Genomic DNA, 6,773 nt, shown 5'->3' with positions numbered 1-6,773 from the left:
TGAGAATGGAAAGCTGTTGCTTCTACTTAGGCGTAACCCACCGAGAATTTTTGCTCCTCCCGGCGGAAGACTAAGGCCGGACGAGGACCCCAGAGAAGGGGTGCTGCGTGAAATAAGGGAAGAAACAAGCGTTGAAGTTGAATTGTTTGAGCCGGTGCTTTTGTGGTTTGGTCGCATTGTCCAGGACTCGCCGCTTTATATCGGACTCGACTTTATTGCTCGCGCTAAAACTAAAGAAGTTAAACTTTCGGATGAGCACATTGATTTTGTATGGGCAACATGGCACGACATTGAATCAGGTATGGTGAGAACAGAAGAGAATGGTTACGGTTACGCCAAAAAGGATATAAGGAAGGCGTTCGAATTGTTTGAGAAGCTTATCGCTAAAAATGATGTTTGACTTTTTCGCCTGGTTTTAGCATTTTATGTTGTCGAAGGGGGAGCTGAAATGTCTGGTTTCCTCGTTTATGTTGCGCCAATTGTTTTGGGATACATTCTTGGAAGCATTCTTCCTGCTTATTTCATCGCACGATTGAAGGGGTTCGACATAAGGCAGGTAGGCTCAGGCAACCCAGGAACGCGTAACGCCGCGGAAACCATGGGGTATGGCGTGGCAGTTGTCGTCGCGATATATGATGTCTTTAAGGGACCCGCAGCTATTTTACTATCAAGCCTTTTCGGCGCTCCGAAACCAATAGCTTTGGTGAGCGGTTTTGCAGCTTTAGTCGGACATTTGGCTCCATTTTATCTTAAGTTCAAAGGGGGGCGTGGTGGCGCTACATCAGTGGGGATTGTAGGATTTTGCCTTACGATGCTGATGATACAGGACTGGCATTTTGCATTTTATCTCGTGCCTATATTCGCTGGGCTTGCTATCGTTTTTGCATTCAGAAATAAAATTAGCCATGCCGAGGAAATTCAAAGCCTATTCATGCTATCGCTGATAATTCTTGCTGCATTGTTGTTTTATCCGCTTAATGCGTATTTGGTGGCTTTAGTGGCAGCGGGACTGTATAAAATAGGGGAGAGAATACAGAATGTTTTATCGAAAAAGCTTGCGGGAATGTCCGTCGAGGAGAAATCGTTGTTGAAGCGAAAATGGCTTCGACCTTTTGCTGTGGTTTTCTCTGTGGGGGTTTTAATAAATCAGCGTGCAACAGTTATTCTTGTTGGTGCTGTTCTTGCTGTGTTTATCGTATTTGAGGTTCTGAGATTCACGACAAGATTGAAGAAATTCCCCATAGGATACAAAAACACGGAAAAACGCCATATATCATCCATGGTTATGTATCTTTTCTCGGCTTTCCTTACATTACTTGTATTCCCTGCTGGTATTGCCTCATTGGCTTTGATTTTCGTGACTTTCGGTGATCTGGCCGCTTGGAGTGTTGGGTTTTCAGTGGGAGGCAAGGGTATTTTCGGCAAAACATGGTCTGGAACTTTAGCCTGCTTCATGACCTGTATTATTGCGAGCGCGATATACGCTAATATTGGTATTGTGCCGTTTTGGATTGGAGTTATTGGCTCTACTTTCGCGTCAATAGTGGAAATAGCTCCTATCGAGGACGATAATTTCTTCATGTCCATAGTAAGCGCTATAATGATGACTGTTGCCGACAAATATATCTAATTCTTTTTTGTGAAATCCGCTGAAACTTTTCCGCTAATTTTTAAATCTGAATTTCATAAAAGCTTGAAAAGAGAACAAAATTTTGATAAATTAACTGTGGTGATGTGAAATGGCACAAAAGTTTATTTTACATTCTCCGTTCGAACCTACTGGCGATCAGGGGCAAGCTATAGAGAAGCTTACTGAGGGGGTCCTTTCGGGGAAAAGGTATCAGGTTTTGCTCGGTGTTACTGGCTCGGGAAAGACCTTCACGATAGCGAATGTTATTGCGAGGGTTAATAAGCCTACGCTCGTTATATCGCACAACAAAACTCTTGCAGCCCAGCTTTACGGGGAGTTCAAACAATTCTTTCCTGAGAATGCCGTTGAATATTTCATATCCTACTACGATTATTATCAGCCTGAGGCATACATTCCCGAGACGGACACTTACATCGAGAAAGATGCCGACATAAACGATGACATCGACAGATTGCGCCTTAAGGCCACGACATCAATTTTGTCGCGCCGTGATGTGATAGTGGTTGCATCGGTCAGCTCGATTTATGGTTTAGGTTCGCCGAAGGATTTTCGCGATCTCGTGGCATACATCAAAGTGGGCAAAGGTCCCTCAAGAGAACTGCTTCTACGAAAACTCGTTGAAATTCATTATGTGCGGAACCCGATAGACTTTTATCGCGGTTCTTTCAGGGCGCGTGGCGATGTAGTTGAGATATATCCTGCCCACGAGGAGTATGTTGTAAGAATTGAGTATTGGGGCGATGTGCCTGAAAGAATAACAACCATCGATCCCATAACGGGTGAGCTTATCGACGAACTTGAGGATGTTTGGATTTACCCTGCAAGACACTTTGTTTCCAGTCGCCCAACAATAGAGCGCGCTGTTGAATCCATTAAAAAAGAGCTTGCCGAGCGTCTTGAAGAACTGCGGAAAATGGGCAAGCTACTCGAGGCTCAAAGGCTTGAACAAAGAACTCTTTACGATATAGAGCTTCTGCTTGAGATAGGATATTGCCCCGGCATAGAGAACTATTCGCGCCACCTTTCAGGAAGAAAGCCGGGCGAAAGACCATCATGTTTGCTCGATTACTTCCCCGATGACTTTCTGGTTGTCATTGATGAGTCGCATGTTACTGTTCCGCAGCTTAGAGGTATGTATCACGGCGATAGGTCCCGTAAAGAGACCCTCGTAGAATATGGCTTCAGGCTTCCATCAGCGCTCGATAACAGACCGCTAACATTCGAGGAATTTGAGGCGTTATGTCCGCAGACTATCTATGTATCTGCCACACCCGGAGATTATGAGCTTGAGAAGGTTGGTGGTGAGGTAGTGGAGCAATTAATTCGTCCAACTGGACTTGTGGACCCAAAGATTGAGGTAAGACCGACGAGAGGTCAGATTGAGGACCTTTGGGGAGAGATAAAAAAGCGCATTGAGCGCAACGAGCGAGTGCTTGTTACAACCCTTACGAAACGGATGGCGGAGGACCTTGCTGACTACTTCCATTCGCTTGGTGCAAAAGCTCGATACCTTCATTCAGAGATAGACACCATAGAACGGGTGGAGATACTGCGGGACCTGCGTCTCGGGAATATCGATGTGCTCGTTGGCGTTAACTTGCTTCGTGAGGGACTCGACCTGCCCGAAGTTTCGCTTGTCGCTATTATGGATGCGGATAAGGAGGGGTTTTTGCGGTCCCATAGGTCGTTGATTCAGATTGCGGGGCGAGCTGCGAGGCACAAGGCAGGGACAGTGCTTCTTTATGCGGACAGAATAACTGAGGCAATGAAGCTCGCGATAGAGGAGACCGAACGTCGTCGAAAGATACAGGAGGAATACAACAGAAAGCATGGAATTACTCCACAGTCGATAAAGAAATCTGTGCAGTCAATATTACTTACTACTTCCGTTGCCGATGAGAGGCGAGAAAGCGAGCGAGAAAAGAGAGGACCATCAATGCCCGACTACATCGATGACCTGCCCGCCGAAGCCCAAATTCAGGAGCTCGTTAGACTTATGAAGCAGGCTGCAAAGGAGCTTAATTTCGAATACGCCGCTTTCCTCAGGGACCAGATAAAAGAAATACAAAAAGAGCTAAACAAGTCCCCAACGGGCGGAAAAAAGAAGCGAAGAGCTCCTTTTAGGAAGCTTAAAAGGATAACGAGGTTTTACTGAGAATTTATTTTATGTAAACAAGCTTTTTAACTTCTAATATCTGGAATTGCGATTTTTCATTTTTCGGTCTTGCTACAAGGAAGTAAACTCCAGAGTTGGTTGAATTTTCTGGCTGCCAATAATAAATTTTCCCTCCAGTCGAATTGTCACAGTCGCAATCTTCGTTGGAATTAAGTTTTTGACCAACTTTCCGCTTATGTCGTATATTTCTAAGCAGAGTTCTTTGTTTGTTTTTATCGCGCAATATTTATTAAACGGATTAGGATAAATGTTTATTGCTAAATTGTTTGGTAATGCGGTTAATTCGTTTTCTATTTTTGAACCTGGTTGACAGCGCGTTGCTTCTATCACTCCGAACGCATTTTCTATGTTCATCGTGTCGGTGCCTACTATTACTTGACCATGCCAATGCAAAAATACTCTGCCCCAAGTTCGTTGAGCTGTTGAATCCCACCATATATTATTTCCTATTCCCCATACTCTTGGATAAAATAGGATAGGGTCACCTGTAAGATGGACTATCACAGAATCGGAATCATTATCGATGTAAAGTTGAGTTGGTTGCAGACCACCATTATCTGAGAATGTGAACCTGTCAAATCTCAGGCTTAGTCCTCTTGAAGGTAAATATAACCTTCCCTGATGCTGAAATGTCACAGGTGGTGTTAAGGGTGATGGATTATCGGCGTGTGCGAATGCGAGTTGAAAACTATCATCAAATACATACCCACATGTGAATGCTAAAGGAGCGCCTGCATGTCCAGCGGCAGTATCAGAGTAATAGACGAGATGATATGCTCTGTCCCAGATACAATTTCCAACAAAATTCCAAGTTCCTGAACCTAATATTACTATTTTACCGACTACCTCGCACAGTTCCCAAAAGCCGCCCCATATATCAAACTCAGGGCGATTGAAAATAGCACCATGAATAATATATGGTCCTCGGGGCTTTCCCATCCAATATGTTACCCCACGGGGTCGCATAATAATCTCAACTGTGTCTCCATGACCATGTAAGGGATACACTCTGTAAATCCATCTTCTTGTTGTTGTGTCATATGACATTGATTGAATGCATGAATCACCAGAAGAATAAGTACCATATACATAATATGTGGGATATGAAAATCGTGAACTCCTTTCGACGAAATAACAAGGCGAACAGTTTCTATAAAATTTTCGCCAGCTTCCGCGATAATAAAACATATCAGCGAAACAATCTTTTAAACCGCCTCTTGTAGGATGAGGTATTCTTAGCTGAAACAAAATTGTATCTCCTGTTGGGGTAATGCCTATTCCTGCGGCTATAAAGCAACTAAGCCGCCATTTTGGTCCGTTCCATACTAATTGTGACCCTGTCGTCTCAATGAATTCAACACCTAATGGAACAAAGTCGAATACTGTGGGGACATCAGTTATCCAAGAATTGGAGGTGGTTAGTGGCCATTGGGCTAAAGCAAAACCTACGAATAAGAAAATCATAGCACAATTTAACTTCATAGTTAACCTCCCCATCCTTCTTTTTTCTCCTAAATAGACTTATATATTAATTTTTGGTTTACAACAAAATTTTTGGCATTGTTTTGGCGGAGTAATTATCTACATCCCAAAAATTCCCTAACACGATTGTATATGGCATTATTTATCAGGGGTGAGTAAATTAATCCTACTTTCCTATTGTGGCTAGAGTTGACTAGACATACGGCTGGAGTCAGTTGTAGGTTCCAGCGAGTGATTTTTGAGGCGAATGGATCTTGAGTATATTTGTTGCTATATACGAGTGTAAATCTTTCTATTTTCGCTTGAAATTTTATTTGCGAAGGGATTTGTGCGGCGATTGAGGAATCAACATCAAGGAAAACGAAAATTATTTTAATGTCTGGACAGCTGTCCTCAATTATTCTTGTGAGGTCGAGAGTTTTCTTTACCCATTCCTGTCTATCGCCAAGGCGAATAATGTTTATTATGCAACGCTTTTTTCGTATAAGCTCGTTTATAGTGACCTTTTTTCCGTCGACTGTTAAAAAGGTATCCGCGAAAAATCTTTCGCTTTTAAACTTTATAGAATTATCTATTGTGACTTTGCAATTTCTGCATCTTTTAGCTTGCCCATAAATGGGGGTCAGTAATAAAATTGCTAATAATATACAATTTATTTTGATTATTCCTCTCATAGTTTTATATATTCAAGTTTTAAGACAATTCTTCGTTTTTTGATAAGTTCTTTCCTGTTTAACAATACAATTCGTTCCTTGTAGCTACAAACTGGTTGCCAATCACCTTTGATTTTTATGAAACCATAATATATGGGAATTTTGGATTTTATATTATAAAAGTCTATGTAATAAGGCGGCAAATATCCACGGAATACTATCATTAAAGAGTCATTGACCAGATTTGCATAATATTGGAAACTCCAGCCCTGCTTTTTTATAGCTTTTCTTAGTGATTCTTTATTTAGTATATATGGTGAAAGGTATGGTATTTTAAAATTATCTATTGGAATGCGCCATTGCATATCAGCACCAGAACCAACAATATGTTTAAACATGATAGGGAATAATGAAAATACACCCCATATGGTATCATTCCTGAATACATATTTTATAAAAGGTCCGTTACCCATTGGTGTTCGCAATGCCCAATCATACCAGAGTTTTACAGGATAAGCGCCAAAACTATCAACCGGAATCAAAGAATCCATAGTGTAAAGTTGACCGACCCAGTTGTAGGGAATTCCCACAGTATCCTCAAGTTGTTCGAATCCAAGTGCTGAAATATATCCATTATTTATTTTAAACGCATCTATTATCCTTATTTCCAAAGGTAACACAATCTTTCTTTTGACATTACCGTGATTGTCAAAAATCAATCCATAGCTTACTCTAAAGTCTCTTTGAGTGCAAAGATAGGTTGATTCCGAAACAAAGATTAAATTGGTAAAAATAGTTACATCTCTTATAT

5 protein-coding genes are annotated in these 6,773 nt (G+C 41.7%); 3 read left to right on the top strand and 2 right to left on the bottom strand.

Annotated elements, in window-relative coordinates:
- From J7J62_08840 to uvrB, 3 genes are all read left to right on the top strand, one after another.
- On the top strand, positions 1–400 hold a 400-nt coding region (locus J7J62_08840; protein ID MCD6125258.1), incomplete at its 5' end, for an NUDIX hydrolase.
- 48 nt (positions 401–448) lie between these two features.
- Positions 449–1,630 carry a glycerol-3-phosphate acyltransferase gene (locus tag J7J62_08835; protein MCD6125257.1) on the top strand — a complete coding sequence of 394 codons (1,182 nt, stop codon included), beginning with the start codon at positions 449–451 and terminating at the stop codon, positions 1,628–1,630.
- A 109-nt stretch (positions 1,631–1,739) separates the two neighbouring features.
- On the top strand, positions 1,740–3,806 hold the full coding sequence (gene uvrB, locus J7J62_08830; protein MCD6125256.1) for an excinuclease ABC subunit UvrB: 2,067 nt from the start codon (positions 1,740–1,742) through the stop codon (positions 3,804–3,806).
- 72 nt (positions 3,807–3,878) lie between these two features.
- On the opposite strand, the gene J7J62_08825 is transcribed toward uvrB, so the two are convergent.
- Positions 3,879–5,309 carry a T9SS type A sorting domain-containing protein gene (locus J7J62_08825; GenBank protein ID MCD6125255.1) on the bottom strand — a complete coding sequence of 477 codons (1,431 nt, stop codon included), beginning with the start codon at positions 5,307–5,309 and terminating at the stop codon, positions 3,879–3,881.
- Positions 5,310–5,979: 670 nt separating this feature from the next.
- Positions 5,980–6,773: hypothetical protein (locus J7J62_08820; GenBank protein ID MCD6125254.1), on the bottom strand; the 794-nt coding region annotated here is incomplete at its 5' end.

This window comes from bacterium, from assembly GCA_021159335.1.
Classification (GTDB): domain Bacteria; phylum UBP14; class UBA6098; order B30-G16; family B30-G16; genus JAGGRZ01.
The sequence above is the reverse complement of the archived record's forward strand: the minus strand, read 5'-3'. Positions and strand labels throughout refer to the sequence as shown.

Excerpts from the sequence above, each read along its gene's own strand:
- uvrB (MCD6125256.1), top strand. The coding sequence starts at position 1,740 with ATGGCACAAAAGTTTATTTTACATTCTCCGTTCGAACCTACTGGCGAT.
- J7J62_08835 (MCD6125257.1), top strand. The coding sequence starts at position 449 with ATGTCTGGTTTCCTCGTTTATGTTGCGCCAATTGTTTTGGGATACATT.
- J7J62_08825 (MCD6125255.1), bottom strand. The coding sequence starts at position 5,309 with ATGAAGTTAAATTGTGCTATGATTTTCTTATTCGTAGGTTTTGCTTTA.